14 protein-coding genes are annotated in these 16,132 nt (G+C 69.8%); 4 read left to right on the top strand and 10 right to left on the bottom strand.

Annotated features, from left to right (window positions below; translation table 11 throughout):
* Nucleotides 1-76 precede the first annotated feature (76 nt).
* A complete protein-coding gene (gene cobG / locus ACIRRA_RS30515; RefSeq protein WP_402775193.1) occupies nt 77-1,276 on the bottom strand; it encodes a precorrin-3B synthase in 1,200 nt (399 codons plus the stop codon).
* A 266-nt stretch (nt 1,277-1,542) separates the two neighbouring features.
* Entirely contained in the window at nt 1,543-1,863 is a 321-nt protein-coding gene (locus tag ACIRRA_RS30510; RefSeq protein ID WP_402775190.1) for a hypothetical protein, read from the bottom strand.
* A gap of 234 nt (nt 1,864-2,097) precedes the next feature.
* Between ACIRRA_RS30510 and cobN the strand changes: the two genes are divergently transcribed.
* Both cobN and ACIRRA_RS30500 read left to right on the top strand, forming a co-directional pair.
* On the top strand, nt 2,098-5,733 hold the full coding sequence (gene cobN / locus ACIRRA_RS30505; RefSeq protein ID WP_402775187.1) for a cobaltochelatase subunit CobN: 3,636 nt from the start codon (nt 2,098-2,100) through the stop codon (nt 5,731-5,733).
* 344 nt (nt 5,734-6,077) lie between these two features.
* On the top strand, nt 6,078-6,617 hold the full coding sequence (locus tag ACIRRA_RS30500; RefSeq protein ID WP_402775185.1) for a hypothetical protein: 540 nt from the start codon (nt 6,078-6,080) through the stop codon (nt 6,615-6,617).
* 77 nt (nt 6,618-6,694) lie between these two features.
* On the opposite strand, the gene ACIRRA_RS30495 is transcribed toward ACIRRA_RS30500, so the two are convergent.
* Complete coding sequence (locus ACIRRA_RS30495; RefSeq protein WP_354832266.1) at nt 6,695-7,075, bottom strand: PPOX class F420-dependent oxidoreductase; 381 nt, start codon at nt 7,073-7,075, stop codon at nt 6,695-6,697.
* Nucleotides 7,076-7,519: 444 nt separating this feature from the next.
* Complete coding sequence (locus tag ACIRRA_RS30490; protein ID WP_402775181.1) at nt 7,520-8,239, bottom strand: alpha/beta fold hydrolase; 720 nt, start codon at nt 8,237-8,239, stop codon at nt 7,520-7,522.
* 93 nt (nt 8,240-8,332) lie between these two features.
* Here ACIRRA_RS30490 and ACIRRA_RS30485 point away from each other — a divergent pair, with 93 nt between their 5' ends.
* Complete coding sequence (locus ACIRRA_RS30485; RefSeq protein WP_402775178.1) at nt 8,333-8,926, top strand: TetR/AcrR family transcriptional regulator; 594 nt, start codon at nt 8,333-8,335, stop codon at nt 8,924-8,926.
* Here the strand turns inward: ACIRRA_RS30485 and ACIRRA_RS30480 are convergent.
* Both ACIRRA_RS30480 and map read right to left on the bottom strand, forming a co-directional pair.
* Complete coding sequence (locus tag ACIRRA_RS30480; RefSeq protein WP_402775175.1) at nt 8,923-9,657, bottom strand: TetR/AcrR family transcriptional regulator; 735 nt, start codon at nt 9,655-9,657, stop codon at nt 8,923-8,925. The two genes, ACIRRA_RS30485 and ACIRRA_RS30480, sit on opposite strands and share 4 nt — an antisense overlap.
* 368 nt (nt 9,658-10,025) lie before the next feature.
* Nucleotides 10,026-10,793, bottom strand: coding sequence for a type I methionyl aminopeptidase (gene map, locus ACIRRA_RS30475; RefSeq protein WP_402775173.1), 768 nt, complete (start codon nt 10,791-10,793; stop codon nt 10,026-10,028).
* A 79-nt stretch (nt 10,794-10,872) separates the two neighbouring features.
* Between map and ACIRRA_RS30470 the strand changes: the two genes are divergently transcribed.
* Entirely contained in the window at nt 10,873-11,142 is a 270-nt protein-coding gene (locus ACIRRA_RS30470) for a helix-turn-helix domain-containing protein (protein WP_402775170.1), read from the top strand.
* Nucleotides 11,143-11,206: 64 nt separating this feature from the next.
* Here the strand turns inward: ACIRRA_RS30470 and ACIRRA_RS30465 are convergent, their stop codons facing one another.
* The 4 genes from ACIRRA_RS30465 to ACIRRA_RS30450 all read right to left on the bottom strand — a co-directional run bounded on the left by ACIRRA_RS30465 (nt 11,207) and on the right by ACIRRA_RS30450 (nt 16,010).
* Nucleotides 11,207-12,178 (bottom strand): S1C family serine protease, encoded by a 972-nt coding sequence (locus ACIRRA_RS30465; RefSeq protein ID WP_402775268.1) that lies wholly within the window; start codon nt 12,176-12,178, stop codon nt 11,207-11,209.
* A 150-nt stretch (nt 12,179-12,328) separates the two neighbouring features.
* Nucleotides 12,329-12,925, bottom strand: coding sequence for a dihydrofolate reductase family protein (locus tag ACIRRA_RS30460; protein WP_402775167.1), 597 nt, complete (start codon nt 12,923-12,925; stop codon nt 12,329-12,331).
* 106 nt (nt 12,926-13,031) lie between these two features.
* Complete coding sequence (locus ACIRRA_RS30455) at nt 13,032-14,429, bottom strand: metallopeptidase TldD-related protein (protein ID WP_402775265.1); 1,398 nt, start codon at nt 14,427-14,429, stop codon at nt 13,032-13,034.
* Between the two features lie 21 nt (nt 14,430-14,450).
* On the bottom strand, nt 14,451-16,010 hold the full coding sequence (locus ACIRRA_RS30450) for a TldD/PmbA family protein (RefSeq protein ID WP_402775164.1): 1,560 nt from the start codon (nt 16,008-16,010) through the stop codon (nt 14,451-14,453).
* Nucleotides 16,011-16,132 lie beyond the last annotated feature (122 nt).

Raw genomic sequence — 16,132 nt, 5'->3', positions numbered from 1 at the left:
AGACCCCGTCCTTCGGGGCGGGGATAGCGCATCAATTGCCGCCGCCACGGTCTTCCTCGGCGACGACGACCTCGGCCTACTGGAACGGGACTATTCGGTAGCCGTCGACCGTGGCGATGATGTCGGTGACCGCGCCCTTGGGACGGCCGCAGCGGCGGTCGCAGCCGGACCAGTGTTGGCGGCCGGCGGCGACGACCTCCCCGGCGTCCAGACCATCGCGTGCGAATTGTGGTGCGCCGGTGGGGACTACATGACCGGTGTCCACGGCCTCGGCGGCGTCGGCGCGGACGTCGGTGAGGGATTTCGCGCAGCCGGGCCTGCCTGCGCAGGCGCTGACCAGCAGCCACGGGGAGTTCGCGTCGAAGATCAGGCCCATCGGGGCGAGGACGCGGACCACCTGCTCGGCCGTCCATTCGTCGAGATCGGCGAGGACCAGGCTGCGCCACGGGGTGAGGTAGACGGGACGCTCGACGGCGGCGATGAATTCAGCGGTGCGGGCGGGCAGCGAGCCGAGGCGGACGCCCGCGCCGAGTGCGACGCGATCGTCGTCCTGATTCAGCCAGCCGATCGGAATGTCCTGGCGCACCGGCAGTTCGAGGGGGTCGCCGGACGCGTCGAGGCCGGGCCGGATGGTCAGCAGGTGATCGGTCAGTCGGGCGCCTCCGTCCGAGATCTCGTGCAACCGCCACTGGCCGTCGCGCAGCTCCAGGAAACCGTGCGCTGCGGCGAGCATGAGATCCACCGCGTCGGCGGGGGACACGCGGATACCGGAGTCCTTGCCTGCCAACAGGAGTGCGTAGGTGTTCTCGTCGAGCGCATGCACACCGATATCCCCGCCCAGTCCGGTGACATCGCCGCGACCGTCGTCGAGGGTGAACAGCACCCGGCCGGGCAGGTCGGCCAGCCGCGGATGCGCGCGCAGACCTTCATCGAGCGCCGGAACGAGTGGATGCACGTCGGTCCACCCGCCGACCCGCCCGGACAGCGGAGAGGCGACGATGTTCCGCACCCGCTCGTGCGTCGTGCTGGGTAGCAGGCCCGCGTCGGTCAACTGCTCGGTGAGCGCAGCCGCATCCCGAACCTGCCGGAACTGCACGTTGCCGCGGGAGGTGAGCTCGATATTGCCGTCGCTCAGGTCGACCGCCGCGGCGGCCAGGGCCTGCACCTGGCCGGGGGAGAGGTGCCCACCCGGCACCCGGATGCGAGCGAGGGGACCATCCGCGGCTTGGTGCAGGCGGAGCACGCCCGGGCAGGAATCGGGATCGGTTCGCGTCATGACGGCCCCCAGCCTACGGAGGATGCCGAGGTCGGGCGCCTACGGGCCGGGAACAGGACAGACCAGCTCCCACCTGTATCCACATCTGGAGATATTGCGATCTGAGCATGTATTACGCGCAAGTCGGTCCATGGCGAACCAGGAGCATGGATCACGGAGCCGCAGTTGGTCTTTCGAGGAGGGGATGAGCGCGGCACGGAGTGCGGCCCCGGGACAGAAAGATTCCGGGGTGTGTGCCCCGGAATCGTGGTGGGAGGCCGGGTGGGTCAGCGCATGCGGTGGGGTTCGATGGCCTTGGGGGCGCCGCGGCGGCGGGCGAAGGCGGGGGTGGTTTCCCAGGTGTCGTTGAGAAGGCTGGGGACGTTGTGGTGGTCCACGTGGTCGCGGTGGACGGTGGTGGTCATGACCGTGAGGCCGAACAGGATGGTCGCGGCGCAGATGATGCCGGCGAGCATGGCCCACTCGCTGTGACCGGAGCCGGCGGCCGTGAGGGCCATGGCCAGCGTTGCGAAGGCAACCAGTGAGCAGAAGTACCCCGACCAGGCAGCAAAGCGGTTCCGCCTGACCCATCCTGGAGTGGTTGGCATACGCGCAGCGTACGTGTGGCCCGGTTGGTCTCGCAGGCGTGCGGGGGAGCCTTTGCCGCACTGTGATCCGGGGCGCGCTACCGGGCCGGTGCCGCCGGCGCGATAGCATCGGCGAGCTCGTCGAACGGAAGAATCCGGTGCAATTCCGGTGCGGTCGCGCCACTGTGACAGTCAGACCTTCCCGGCGGGCGCCGAACCGTGCTGGGCGCGTCACCCTAGGAAGGCCTGAAACCTGTGATCCTGCTGCTGTCCACCTCCGACACCGACCTGCTGAGCGCGCGTGCGAGCGGCGCCGAGTACCGGCTCGCCAATCCCGCGCGCCTGCTGCCGGAGGATCTGCGCGCCCTGCTCGACGGCGCCGAGCTGGTGATCGTGCGCATCCTCGGCGGCAAACGCGCCTGGGAGCCTGGGCTGGAGACGGTGCGCGCCAGCGGGATTCCGCTGGTCGCCCTCGGCGGTGAGATCGCGCCGGACGCCGAACTCATGGAGTGCTCCACGGTGCCGGGCGGCGTGGCCGCCGACGCCCACAACTACCTGGCGGCGGGCGGCCCGCGAAACCTGCTGCAGCTGCACAACTTCCTGTCCGACACGGTGCTGCTCACCGGGCACGGTTTCGAGCCGCCGGTGGAGATGCCGAGCTGGGGTGCGCTGGAACGGGATTCGCGCCCGGTCGCGACGGATTCCCCGACGGTGGCGGTGGTCTACTACCGCGCCCAGCATCTGGCCGGGAACACCGGTTATATCGACGCGCTGTGCTCGGCCATCGAGGACAAGGGCGCGCGGGCGCTGCCGCTGTACTGCGCCTCGCTGCGCACCGCGGAACCGGAACTGCTGGCCGAACTGCGCACGGCCGACGCGCTCGTGGTGACAGTGCTCGCGGCCGGTGGCACCAAACCGGCGACCGCGTCGGCGGGCGGGGACGACGAGGCGTGGGATGTGGGCGCGCTCGCGGATCTGGATGTGCCGATCCTGCAGGGCCTGTGCCTGACCAGTGGCCGCGAGCAGTGGGAGGCCAACGACGACGGCCTGTCCCCGCTGGATGTGGCCACGCAGGTGGCGGTGCCGGAGTTCGACGGGCGCATCATCACGGTGCCGTTCTCGTTCAAGGAGTTCGACGCCGACGGGCTGTCGACCTATGTGCCCGATCCCGAGCGCGCGGCGCGGGTGGCGGGCATCGCGGTGAGGTATGCGCGGCTGCGGCACATTCCGGCGGACCGGAAGAAGGTCGCCCTGGTGCTGTCGGCGTATCCGACCAAGCATGCCCGCATCGGCAATGCGGTCGGCCTGGACACGCCCGCCAGCGCCATCCGGCTGCTCACCGAAATGCGGCTCGCCGGTTACCATCTCGGCACGGCGGGGGAGATCCCGGGCCTGGAAGAGGCCGATGGCGACGCGCTGATCCACGCGCTCATCGCCGCGGGCGGACAGGACCCGGACTGGCTCAGCGCCGAACAGCTGGAGGGCAACCCGATTCGCATCGGCGCGGACCTGTACACGCGGTGGTTCGAGACGCTGCCGGAGGATCTGCGCGCGGCCGTGATCGAGGCGTGGGGACCGCCGCCGGGCGAGCTCTATGTCGACCGGTCCGCGGATCCGAAGGGCGAGATCGTCATCGCCGCACTGCGTTTCGGCAATGTGGTGCTCATCGTGCAGCCGCCGCGCGGGTTCGGGGTGAACCCGGTTGCCATCTATCACGACCCGGATCTGCCGCCGAGCCACCACTACCTGGCCGCCTACCGCTGGCTGGCCGCGCCGGAGGGCTTCGCCGCCGACGCCGTGGTGCACCTGGGCAAGCACGGCAATCTGGAGTGGCTGCCGGGCAAGACCCTCGGCATGTCGGCCTCCTGCGGCACCGATGCCGCTCTCGGCGACCTGCCGTTGATCTACCCGTTCCTGGTGAACGATCCGGGGGAGGGCACCCAGGCCAAGCGCCGCGCCCACGCCACGCTGGTCGACCACCTGATCCCGCCCATGGCGCGCGCCGAAACCTACGGTGACATCTCGCGTCTGGAGCAGCTGCTCGACGAGCACGCCAATATCTCCGCGCTCGACCCGGCCAAGCTGCCCGCCATCCGCCAGCAGATCTGGACGCTCATGCGCGCGGCCAAGATGGACCACGATCTGGGGCTCACCGAGCGGCCGGACGAGGAGTCCTTCGATGACATGCTGCTGCATGTCGACGGCTGGCTGTGCGAGATCAAGGACGTGCAGATCCGCGACGGCCTGCACATTCTCGGCCGGGCCCCGGCGGGGGAGGCGGAGGTCGACCTGGTGCTGGCCATGCTGCGCGCCCGCCAGCTGTGGGGCGGTGAGGTCAATGTCCCGGGTCTGCGAGAAGCGCTGGGGCTCAGCGAATCCGGGGACGAGGTCCGCGAACGGGTGGACGCGTTCGAGAAGCTGGCGCGCGAGCTGGTGCTGACCATGCAGGAGGTCGACTGGGATGTCGACTCCATCGACGCGGTCAGCGAGACCCTGCTGGGCAGTGAGCTCGCCGACGCGGCCGGGATCACCGAGGTCCCGGCCCGCCTGGCCGAGGTGCGCAAGGTACTGGGGTTCGCGGCGACCGAGGTGGTGCCGCGGTTGCGACAGACCGGCGTCGAGATCTCGCGAATCCTGCACGCGCTCAACGGCGGCTTCATTCCGGCCGGACCGAGCGGATCGCCGCTGCGCGGCCTGATCAACGTGCTGCCGACCGGCCGGAACTTCTACTCGGTGGACCCCAAGGCGGTGCCGTCGCGGCTGGCCTGGGAAACCGGTCAGGCGATGGCGGATTCGCTGCTGGCACGGTACCTGGCCGATCACGGTGAGTACCCGCGCTCGGTGGGCCTGTCGGTGTGGGGCACCTCGGCCATGCGCACCTCCGGCGACGATATCGCCGAGGTGTTCGCGCTGCTGGGCGTGCGGCCGGTGTGGGACGAGGCCAGCCGGCGCGTCACCCGGCTCGAGGCCGTCTCGCTCGAGGAGCTGGGCCGTCCGCGCATCGACGTGACCGTGCGCATCAGCGGCTTCTTCCGCGACGCCTTCCCGCATGTGCTGGCGCTGCTGGACGACGCGGTGCGATTGGTCGCCGAGCTCGACGAGCCCGCCGAATCCAACTATGTCCGCGCCCACGCCCAGGCCGACCTGGCCGAGCACGGGGACGAACGCCGTGCCACCACACGGATTTTCGGCTCCAAGCCGGGCACCTACGGTGCGGGCCTGCTGCAGCTCATCGATTCCAAGAGCTGGCGCACCGACGACGATCTGGCGCAGGTGTACACGGCCTGGGGTGGTTTCGCCTACGGTCGCGGCCTCGACGGCGCGCCCGCCGCGGACGATATGCGCACGGCGTACCGGCGGATCGCGGTGGCGGCCAAGAACACCGACACCCGCGAGCACGACATTGCCGACTCCGACGACTATTTCCAGTACCACGGCGGCATGGTCGCGGCAGTGCGCGCGCTGACCGGCAAGAATCCCGAGGCCTACATCGGCGACAGCACCCGCCCGGACGCGGTGCGCACCCGCACCCTGTCCGAGGAGACCACCCGGGTGTTCCGGGCGCGCGTGGTGAATCCGCGCTGGCTCGAGGCCATGCGCCGCCACGGCTACAAGGGCGCGTTCGAAATGGCCGCCACCGTCGACTACCTGTTCGGCTACGACGCCACCACGAATGTGGTCGCCGACTGGATGTACGAAAAGCTCGCGGAGTCCTATGTTTTCGACGAGACCAATCGAAAGTTCATGGAGCAGTCGAATCCCTGGGCGCTGCACGGTATTGCGGAGCGTTTGCTCGAGGCGGCGGAGCGGAAGCTCTGGGAACAGCCCGAGAGCGACACCCTGGATCGGCTGCGGCAGATCTATCTGGAAACCGAAGGCGAACTGGAGTGATCGAATTCGACCGGTCCGTTCGATCGGTCGCGGCGTGCCGGGGCGACGCGCAGGACAAGGGCGGACAACCCCGGCACCTCGGTCTTCCCTGCGCTCGTCCTCGAGGAGATCATGAGAATCGACCCGGTGTCGCGTTCGGGGCGGACTTCGTACTCGTCACCGGGCACGGGGTCACCCGGTGACGTTCCAAAGGCGTTCTCGGGTCAGATAATTCGATGTGGAATTTCCCCGATTCGCCGCACCCTCGCGTATGCGTAACCGAGTTGCAGTGTTCCGGCGGATCCCCGGTGGATGCGCCTGCTCGGCCCTGCGGTGAATCGGCTCTTCTATCGCAGGGAACCGTCATGAAAATTGCCAGAATCGCCGCTACCACTTTACTTTCCGTCGCCGCCCTGTGCGTCGCTACGGTGACCGCGCACGGTGAACCCGCCGTCGCCGCCCCCGGTATCAGCGGTGCGGACCGGGGTGTCGATTACTCCATCGCCCTGGCCCAGGACCGCGGCTCGGTCACCACCACGCTCACCGCGGGTCACTTCGAGTTCACCGGCGGCACGGTGAACATCGTGGCGCCCACCGGGGAGACCATCGCGTCGCTGCCGCTGGTCTACCAGACCGCGGACCGCACCTTCGACGTGATTCCCGAGGTGAACGCGGCCGGGAGCGAATTGACTGTGCGGCCGTCGGATGCGGGCGATATCGCCGCTCCGAACGCGGATGTCGCGGCCCTGCAGAATGTGGCCGACGCCGGGTCGATCGTGGCCGGGGCATTCATCGGCTGCGTCGTCGGCGCGGGGATCGGGGTGTGGTTCTTCCTGGTCGGCGCCATTGTCGGCTGCGGTGTCGGCGGACTTCTCGGCGCGATCATCACCGGAGATCAACCGTAGCTCGAACCCTGGGCGGAACGCGCACGGCCGCCGGACCGGTCGAGCCGGTCCGGCGGCCGTGTCGTGCACGAAGACCGTTACGCCGGAACGATTTCGATGCCGATGGTGCCTGCACTGCCGCGACGCACCTTGCTCAGGGTGATGCCCAGCCAGCCCTGAATGCCGTAGCGGCGCTTGATGAGATCGCGCACTCGCTCGGTGCCGGCCGCGTCGAGCACGGTCGCGCTGCCCTTCACGATCTCGCCGCGGGTCTTGCCCCGCAGATCGCACGCCTGCACCGTGACCTCGGGATTGCGGCGGACGCGCTTGACCTTCCAGCTGTCGGTGACGGTCCAGACGTAGAGGCGGCCATTGTCGAGTGCGGCCCACACCGGGGTGCCGACCGGCGTGCCGTCCTTCTTGTAGGTGACGAGATTGACGTAGTTCGCGGTGCCCACGGGCCCGAACGGGTTGTCCACGTTCGCAGCCTAGCCCGAACCGGCGGGCGACGCGGATCACGCGCCGCGCCACAGGCGGCACACGGAATTCAAGACCGCGCTGCGTGCCCACTACTGCCGGTTGTCTGCGCGCCGAATCCCGCGCCTCACCCCGGTTCGGTCCGGGCAGACCCGATTCACCCTGCATCGACCCGGTCGGCAACGTTGTCGTTCATATCCAGTGCGACGAACCCGACCCCGTATGCGACGGTGCGAAGGGACTCGCGGGCGGGCCCGGGTGATCGACAATGCCCGCATCTTCCGTGACTTCGAGAACGACGACGCCACCGCCGTGCGGATCCTGGGAACCGGTCTGCGCCGAGACAGGGACACCGCCCCGACCCGGGACCAGGCGCGGGTTCTGGCCATGATCGCCGAAATCACCGGTGCGGCGAGCGATTCCGGAGAGCGCGACCCGGTCGGTTCCTACTGCGCCGAGGCGGCTTCGCGTGCCGCCGCGAAGTCTGTGACCAGGTCGGCGAACGTCGCGGCATGCGTGAGTGGCAGATAGTGGCCCGCGCGCGGCACGACCAGCAGTCGGCCGTTCGCGCAGGCACGCAGGAAGCGCTGTTCGCCCAGGCGGAAGTGGTCGTGACCGCCATTGATCAGGCGAACCGGCCCGGGGTAGGTCGCCAGCGCGGCAACGGAATCGAAACCGGACAGGGCGGCGAACACATCCGGGATCACCTCGGTGGCGATTCCTCCACGGGCGATCGCCGCGGCCACCGGGGGCGGCACCGCGCGGTCGAAGACCTGCTCGCTGAGGGCCTGCCCGCCGTCGGGCCGGGACGACAGGACGCGATGCATGAGCCGGAACGGGGCCGCCAGCGCGGGCCCCGGGACCAGGGTGGCGCCCGCGAGCACCACGCCCGCCACCTGGTCCGGATGGGCCGCCGTGGCCGCGATGGTGGCGACGCCACCCAGCGAATGACCCACGACCAGCGCGGATCCGCCGAGTCGATCGATGCCCGCTCGCACGGCCTCGACTGCCCCGGGCAGCGTGAAGCGTTCACCGCGGCGGGTGCCGTGGCCGGGTAGATCGATCGCCAGGACCGGGCGCTGCGGGGTGAGATGCTCGACCACCTCGACCCAGCAGGCGCTGCTCAGCCGAAGGCCGTGGACCAGCAGGACCGGGGTTCTCGTCATGGCTACCTCCCGAATCGAAATGCAACACCGCGTTGCGTTTCCATGAAAGCAGTACGGGAAGCGCAACGCAACGTTGTGTTGTATTTTGAGGAGGTGACGACACCGGGACGGCGATCGGCGGGCAGGCCGCGACAAGCCGAGGCGATTTTCGGGGCGACCCTGGACCTGCTGACGGTGAAGGGTTATGACGGGCTGACCATGGAGGCCGTGGCCGAACGGTCGGGGGTGAACAAGACGACGCTGTACCGGTGGTGGCCGGCCAAGGACGCGTTGCTGGCCGCGGCGCTCACCGACTCCGAGGTCCTGGCCTTCCCGATGCCGGACACCGGCAGCCTGCGGGGTGATCTGCGGGCGCTCGCGCAGGCGATCGCGGGGCTGCTGACCGCCGAGGCGACCGCACCCATCGCAACCGCCGTGCTGGCGGCCGCGCCCGCGCGCCCGCACCTGGCGGCGGTCGGGGCGTCGTTCTTCGCCGACCGGCTCGGCCGCGAACAGCCGGTGTTCCAGCGCGCGATGGCCCGGGGCGAACTGGCCGAGACCTGCGATCCGGCGGCGATCATGGATCTGCTCGCCGGGGCGATCTGGTTCCGGCTGCTGCTGCGCGGTGAGCCCCTGACGCCCGAATATCTCAGCGGCGCAGTCGATCTGGTGGTGGATGGCCTACCCGGGGGCGGTCGGACGCGCTAGGCGGGATTCGCCCCGACCATCCGCAGCGCCAGCATCGCGTAGTCGGCGCCGATCTCCCCGGGGGAGCGGCGGTAGTCCTTCTGGTACCAGCGCGCGGTGTCCACGCACAGCGACATCAGCGCCAGCGTGACGGCATTGGTGTCGGAGACGTCGAAAGTGCCGTCGGCGAGACCCCGGCTCACGAGATCGCGGACCAGGCGGTGAATGGCGACCTGGATGTCGACGACCTCGGACCGGTGCTCGGGGGTGAGATCGGTCATGTGATGCAGGACCACGCGCACCGAGGCGGCGTGCTCGGCATGCCAGACGGTGAGATCGCGCACCACGGCGCTGAGATGGTCGGCGGCACCGCCGGAATCGGCGGACGCGGCCACCGCGACCTGGTGGGTCAGGCGCATGGACGACAGCGAGATGCGGTAGAGCACTTCCTCTTTGGAGCCGAAGTGCACATACAGGCCGGCGGGGCTGAGCCCGGCGCGGGCGGCGATGTCGCGGGTGGTGGTGGCGTGGAAGCCGCGTTCGGCGAAGGCGTCGATGGCGGCCAGGAAGATCCGGCGCTGGCCCTCGGGGAAGCGCCGCTGGGTGAGCTCCAGATGCGCCACCGCGGCGGTGTCGCGAGTGCGGTCGGCGGCGGTGTCGCGAGTGCCATCGGCGGCGGTGTCGCGAGTGCCATCGGCGGCGGTGTCGCGGGTGCCGTCCCCGGTGATCGGCGCGATGTCGTCGTTACCCATCGAATGAGTATCTCCCAGAGAGTGTTTCACCCGATCACCGGCCGGGCGCGAGGGCTGCCCGGCCGGTGGGGGAACGGGGAGCTGACGTGGCTCCGATCATATGTAGACTGAGCGCTCGCTTAGTTTCGGCGAGACGTCAGCTCGATCACAGCGACGTGGTCGAGCGCACAGCGCACAGCCCGCGGCCATGGAAGGGATCGGTGTCGATCGGCAGGCGGACATCCGTGATGAGCGGCGCCCTCGCGGCCCCGAGACCGTGACGCCGGGATCCGGCGGGCATCCGCGCAGCCCGGACGTCGATCCCCGTCACGCGGCCGGGCGCGGAAACCCGACGTGCCGTCCGGGTTTCCGCGCCCAGGCCGGACCGGTCACGCCGCTCGGGTGAGGACCTGCGCGCCCGCATCGGTGATGGCGATCGTGTGCTCGGAGTGCGCGGTGCGCGAACCGTCGGCCGAGCGCAGGGTCCAGCCGTCTCGATCGGTGACGATGCGGTCGGTGCCGCGCGCGAACCAGGGCTCGACGGCGAGGGTGAGGCCGGGGCGCAGCCGGAAGCCGCGCCCGGCGCGGCCGTCGTTGGGCACGTGGGGGTCCTCGTGCATGGTGCGGCCCAGGCCGTGACCGCCGAATTCGGTGTTGATCGGGTAGCCGCCGGCGCGGGCGACCTGTGCGATGGCCGCGGACAGGTCGCCGATGGTGTTGCCGGGCCGCGCCGCCGCGATGGCCGCGTCGAGGGCCTGCTCGGTGGCACGGACCAGGCGCGCGTCCTCCGGATCGGGGGTGCCGACGATGATGGTGACCGCGGAGTCGGCGACCCAGCCGTCGATACTCACCGCCAGATCCATGCTCAGCACGTCGCCGTCGCGCAGGGCGTAGTCGAACGGAAGTCCGTGCAGCACCGCATCATTGACCGAGAGGCAGACGGTGTTGCGGAACGGGCCGCGCCCGAACGAGGGGGAGTAGTCCCAGTAGCAGGAGACCGCGCCGCGCTCACGGATCCGGTCGCGCACCACGGCTTCCAGTTCGAGCAGATTCACCCCGATCTGCGCCTTCTCCCGCAGTTCACTCAGCACCCCGGCCACGAACTGCCCGGTCACCCGCATGCGTTCGATCTCGGCCGGGCTCTTGAGTTCCACCATGACAACCTCCTCGTTTCGGTATTTTTATACCGACCATAGCGGGTTGCGGTATTTAAATACCAACCGTAGGGTGGCGGGCATGGTCCGACTGCCCCTCACACCCGCCCAGCTCGAAGCCGGTCGCCGCCTGGGCGCCGCGCTGCGTGCCGCCCGTGGCCGCCGGGAGCTGCTGGAGGTGGCCGCGAGCGCGGGTATTTCGCCGGAGACGCTGCGCAAGATCGAATCGGGCCGGCTGCCCACTCCGGCGTTCGGGACCGTGGTGGCCCTGAGCCGCGCACTGGGCATTCCGCTCGACGAGCTCGCCGAAATCTGGCAGCCGGGCGACGCGGACCAGCGCTCGGCCTCCTGACTCCGGGCAGCGCCCGGCATTCTGACACGGGCAGCGCCCGGCATTCTGACACCGGGCCGCCGATTCAGTCGGCGGTCAGTTCCACGGGCACCGCGATGACATCCACCATCGCGCCGTTGCGCAGCACCGTCACCGGCAGCGAACGGCCGATGGCGTCGGCGAACAGCTGCCGTTGAATCCCCTGTGCGTCACGGATTTCGGTGCGCGCGATGCTGAGCATCAGATCCCCGCGCCGCAGTCCGGCGCGCTCGGCCGGGCCGCCGCGCACCACCTCGACGATGCGCAGCCCCGCGTCCTGCCCGGTGCGGGCGGCCACAGCGGTGGGCAGCGGCGCGGGCACCCCGACCACGCCCAGGTAGGCGCGCCGGACCCGGCCCTCGGTGAGCAGGGTGCTGATGATGCGGCGGGTGGTGGCATTGATCGGAATGGCCAGGCCCAGGCCGATTCCGGCGACCGCGGTATTGATCCCCACCACTCGGCCCGCCGAATCCGACAGCGCCCCACCGGAATTGCCGGGATTGAGGGCGGCGTCGGTCTGGATCACGTCCTCGATCACCCGGGCGGCGCGGCGATTGCCCACCGGCACCGACCGGCCCAGCGCGCTCACCACGCCCGCCGTCACCGATCCGGCCAGTCCGAGCGGGCTGCCGACGGCGACCACCAGCTGGCCGACCACCAGGGTGTCGGCGTCGCCGAGCGGCACCGCGGTCGGCGCGCCCCCGCGGGCGCGTAGCACCGCCAGGTCCGAGAGCGGATCCACGCCCACCACATCGAATCTCGATTCCAGCCCGTCGGCGAACACCACGGTGCCCTCGGCCGCCTCACCCACCACGTGCGCGTTGGTGAGCAGGAACCCGTCGTCGGTGAAGACCACCGCCGAGCCCCCGCCGCGGCGGGTCTGCACGCTGGCGACGTGCGGTGTCACCGATTTGGCGACCGCGATCACCGTGCGCGAGTAGGAGTCCAGTGCCGCGGCGTCGGGGGTTCCGAAGCCGGGCTGCGGGGTCGATGCCGCTGAGTTCGCGTTCTCGTCCATCGACGAGAGGGCAGCTTCGTCGTCCACGACGACCACCATCCCGATTACATGATTACGTTGCCTCAACCCCAGGATGCGCGCGAAACGACCATCACGACAACCGGTTCGCCGACAGCGCAACCACGCCTCGCGCAGGCGGAGGTCAGCGCCTCAGGCCAGGCGGTACCGGAGGTGGGTGACGCGGGTGCCGGCGACGATCTCGGGATCCTCCAGCAGTACCGGCGTGTTCGAGAGTTCACCCAGCAGTGGGACGCCCCCGCCGAGCAGCACCGGCACGATATCGACCCAGATCTCGTCCAGCAGACCCTGTTCGAGGCACTGGCGGGCGACATTGCCGCCGCTGACGCCCACCATTTTCGCGCCGGCGATGCCGCGCGCGACATCCACGGCCTCCTTCACGCCGCCGGTGACGAAGGTGAACGGCGCATCGGGGTGCCGAGCGATCCAATCCTCGGGAACCGTGTGGGTGACCACCACGATCGGCTTGTCGGCCGGATGCACGCCACCCCAGCCGTCGGTGAGCGTGAACAGCCGCTTGCCGACGATGTACACGCCCACGCCGTCGAGCCAGGCCCGCAGGTAGGCGGCGTCCTCGGGGGTCAGGGTGAACGGGATCTCCGGGTGCGTGCTCGGGATCGGCACCTCGCCGCTCCGGTACCAGGCGAACAGGTGCTCGAAGCCGGTCTCGGCGGGGCCCGCGATGTATCCGTCGAGGGACATGCTCGCGCCGGTGACTACCTTGCTCATTGCGCTACTCCTTCTCTGGGAACGAAGCGGCGGTGTTCGCCGTCTCTGTGAAGAGGTCGGAGTCGGGGGCGGCGGATCGTCGTAACCGCGCGAGAAATTCCTCGCCCTAGGTCGCCTGGCTCACCGAGGACATGTGGAAGTCCGGGATTCGCAAGGGCGGCATGGCCGTCCGGGTGAACCAGTCCTTCCATTCGCGCGGCAGGGTGATCTCGGTGCGGCCCGCCTCGCTGACCCGGCGCAGCAGGTCCAGCGGGCTCTCGTTGAAGCGGAAGTTGTTGACCGCCGCGGTGACCTCGCCGTTCTCGACCAGGTAGACGCCGTCGCGGGTGAGGCCGGTGAGTAGCAGTGTGGCCGGATCGACCTCGCGGATGTACCACAGGCAGGTCAGCAGCAGACCGCGTTCGGTGCGCGCGATCATGTCCGCAAGGGTGGCTTCGCCGCCGCCGGTCATGAGCAGGTTCTCACCCGGCACCGTGACGGGCGCGTCGAATTCGGCGGCCGTGGCGCGCGGGTAGACCAGCGACTCGATGACGCCCTCGCGGATCCAGTCGGTGCGCGGCGCGGTCAGGCCGTTGTCGAACACCGACAGCGACTCCGACGACGACGGCGTCGCCACGAACGGCCGGTACTCCAGCCCTGCCGCGCTCGGATCCGAGAACAGGGTGAGCGGAATCCCGGTCAGCCGCTCTCCGATTCGGGTGCCGCCCGCCCGCGAGAACGCGGTGTGGCCCTCGTGCGCGCCGCGGCCCTCCATGGTCCAGGCCATGTAGATCATCAGGTCGGCGACCGCCGAGGGTGGCAGCAGTGTCTCGTAGCGGCCCGCGGGCAGGTCGACGCGGCGCTTGCTCCAGTCCAGGCGGCGCGCCAGCTCGGCGAGCAGGCCGGGGGTGTCGACGTCGGCGAAATCAGTGGTGCCGGTGCCGACCCAGGCGCTGGCCAGCTCCGCGCCCGCGCCCCGCTTGCCATTGATCTCCACCGAACCGGTGGGCTGCACCCAGCGCCGCCGCAGACCGGTGGAGGTGCCCAGCCAGGTGGAGTGCATCTGGTGGTGGGCGAAACCGTAGAGACGGTCGGCGCCGTCGAAGCCGGCGGCGAGATCGGTTGCCAGCGTGGTGAAGACGCCGATGTCGGTGGTGGCCGGGTCGCCGTCCCAGTCGAGCAGCTTGTCGAGGGTATCGGCGTCGACGGCGTCAGGGTGCAGCAAAGGCATGGCGTCGCGCGCGGGTTCGGCGGTGCGGGCAGCGGCTTCGCTGGCGCGGACCACGGCGTCGATGTCGGCGGGATCCACGCTGGTGGAGCTCACGCTGCCGACCCGGGCGGTATTCGGGCCGTCACGGAACACCGAGACGACCGCCCAGTCCCGCGAGACCGAGGAACCGTTGGTGGTCATGGAATTTCCGGCCCAGCGCAGCGACGCCTCCTGGGCGTCTGTGACGATCACCATGGCCTCGTCCGCGCGGGAGGCCCGCAGCGCGCGGTCGACGACCTCGGGGGCGGGGAGCACACTCACCGTGTCGGTCCTTTCCTACTGTCCGGCTTCGGCGCGGGTATTGAGAATATTGATGCCGCGCACCAGGACCGAGGGGCAGCCGTGCGAGACCGCCGCCACCTGACCGGGTTGCGCCTTACCGCAGTTGAACGCCCCGCCCAGCGCCCAGGTCGAGGATCCGCCGACCGCCTCCATCGAACCCCAGAAGTCGGTGGTGGTGGCCTGGTAGGCGACATCGCGCAGCTGCCCGGCCAGTTCGCCGTTGCGGATGCGGAAGAAACGCTGACCGGTGAACTGGAAGTTGTAGCGCTGCATATCGATCGACCACGACTTGTCGCCGACGACGTAGATGCCGTTCTCCACCCGGGAGATGAGCTCGGCAGTGCTGGTGTCGCGGTCCGGATCGGGTTGCAGCGACACATTGGCCATGCGCTGGATCGGCACGTGATGCGCGGAATCGGCGTAGGAGCATCCGTTGGAGCGCTCGAGACCCAGGCGGGGCGCGAACGCGCGATCGAGCTGATAGCCGACGAGCACGCCGTCGCGCACCAGGTCCCAGCGCTGCCCGGCGACGCCCTCGTCGTCCCAGCCGACCGTGGCCAGGCCATGCTGCTGGGTGCGGTCGCCGGTCACATGCATGATCGGGGTGCCGTACTGCAGTGTGCCCAGCAGGTCGGGGGTGGCGAAAGAGGTGCCCGCGTAGGCGGATTCGTAGCCGATGGCGCGGTCGTACTCGGTGGCGTGGCCGATGGACTCGTGGATGGTCAGCCACAGGTTGGTCGGGTCGACGACCAGGTCGGTGGGACCGGCCTGCACGGTCGGGGCCTTCACCTTCTCGGCCAGCCACTCCGGCATCCGCGCGAGTTCGCCCGCCCAGTCCCAGGTTCCGTCCGCGCCGGTCACGTACTCCCAGCCGCGCCCGGCCGGGGCGGCGAGGGTGCGCATGGTCTCGAACACGCCCGCCGACGGGTCGACGGTGATGGCCTCGAACTGCGGATGCAGCCGGACCCGCTGCTGGGTGATGCGGGAGCCGAAGCTGTCGGCGTAGAAGGTCTGCTCCTTGACCTGCAACACCGATGCCGTCACGTGATCCACGCCGTCGGCGGCCTTCAGGCGGTCCGAATAGTCCAGCAGCAGCGCCACTTTCTCCGGCGTCGCCACCTCGAAGGGGTCCACCTCGTACGCGGAGACGTACTCCACGCCGTCGTAGCGCGGCTCCGGGGCCAGCTCGACGCGCTCGCGATTGAGTGCGCGCAGGGTCTGTGCCACGGTGACCGCGCGGCGCGCCACCTCGGCGGCGGTGCCGGTGGTGAGGTCGGCGTGCGAGGCGAAACCCCAGGTGCCGTCGACGATCACGCGTACCGCGAACCCGAGGTCGGTGCTGTCGGACACCGATTCGACGCGTCCGTCGCGCAATCGGATGGACTGCTGCACGAGTCGATGCACGCGCAGGTCGGCGTACTCGGCGCCGGCCGCGCGGGCGGCGCCGAGCGCGGCGTCGGCCAGCGCGGACAGCGGCAGCGCGCGGAACTGCTCGTCCACGACCTTGGTAGCGATGCTCACCCGCACCACGCTAGAGGCCGACACGCCGGGCATTCAAGAAATGACTCACCTCGAACCGAATTCAGTCGCCGCAAAACTGCATACGCTGCAACGATGCACGAAGTGTGAACCAGCACAGCCTGAAACGCCGCGCACGACAGCTGGACATGCCACGT

This window comes from Nocardia sp. NPDC101769 (assembly GCF_044766925.1).
Lineage (GTDB): Bacteria > Actinomycetota > Actinomycetes > Mycobacteriales > Mycobacteriaceae > Nocardia.
The sequence above is the reverse complement of the archived record's forward strand: the minus strand, read 5'-3'. Positions and strand labels throughout refer to the sequence as shown.

Excerpts from the sequence above, each read along its gene's own strand:
- cobG (WP_402775193.1), bottom strand. The coding sequence starts at position 1,276 with ATGACGCGAACCGATCCCGATTCCTGCCCGGGCGTGCTCCGCCTGCAC.
- ACIRRA_RS30510 (WP_402775190.1), bottom strand. The coding sequence starts at position 1,863 with ATGCCAACCACTCCAGGATGGGTCAGGCGGAACCGCTTTGCTGCCTGG.
- ACIRRA_RS30500 (WP_402775185.1), top strand. The coding sequence starts at position 6,078 with ATGAAAATTGCCAGAATCGCCGCTACCACTTTACTTTCCGTCGCCGCC.
- ACIRRA_RS30490 (WP_402775181.1), bottom strand. The coding sequence starts at position 8,239 with ATGACGAGAACCCCGGTCCTGCTGGTCCACGGCCTTCGGCTGAGCAGC.
- ACIRRA_RS30480 (WP_402775175.1), bottom strand. The coding sequence starts at position 9,657 with ATGGGTAACGACGACATCGCGCCGATCACCGGGGACGGCACCCGCGAC.
- map (WP_402775173.1), bottom strand. The coding sequence starts at position 10,793 with ATGGTGGAACTCAAGAGCCCGGCCGAGATCGAACGCATGCGGGTGACC.
- ACIRRA_RS30470 (WP_402775170.1), top strand. The coding sequence starts at position 10,873 with ATGGTCCGACTGCCCCTCACACCCGCCCAGCTCGAAGCCGGTCGCCGC.
- ACIRRA_RS30465 (WP_402775268.1), bottom strand. The coding sequence starts at position 12,178 with ATGGACGAGAACGCGAACTCAGCGGCATCGACCCCGCAGCCCGGCTTC.
- ACIRRA_RS30460 (WP_402775167.1), bottom strand. The coding sequence starts at position 12,925 with ATGAGCAAGGTAGTCACCGGCGCGAGCATGTCCCTCGACGGATACATC.
- ACIRRA_RS30450 (WP_402775164.1), bottom strand. The coding sequence starts at position 16,010 with ATGCCCGGCGTGTCGGCCTCTAGCGTGGTGCGGGTGAGCATCGCTACC.